Origin of the sequence: Campylobacter sp. US50a (genome assembly GCF_004379015.1) — a bacterium.
GTDB classification, from domain to species: Bacteria; Campylobacterota; Campylobacteria; order Campylobacterales; family Campylobacteraceae; genus Campylobacter_D; species Campylobacter_D jejuni.
Window position 1 is genome coordinate 1 of record NZ_RYYJ01000127.1, and the last position, 203, is coordinate 203.

The window sequence follows — 203 nt, forward strand, 5'->3', positions numbered from 1 at the left end:
CTTGAATATTTTAAAGAAAATATCCAAGATAGTGATTACATAATGCAAACTAGCACAGGAAAACATTTAAATAGAAGTAATGCTTTTTTGATTGTAAATAATATTTACGCTAAAGCTTTGATCAGCAAAAAAGGACTTCATTTGCTTAGACACACTTTAGCCATGAGATTAACAGCCAAAGGAACAAACCTTGTGGTCATACA

The 203-nt window shown here is 30.5% G+C and carries 1 pseudogene; it reads left to right on the top strand.

Going from position 1 to position 203, the window contains the following annotated elements:
- Window positions 1–203, top strand: a pseudogene (locus ELQ11_RS09900) (hypothetical protein); the annotation flags it as partial.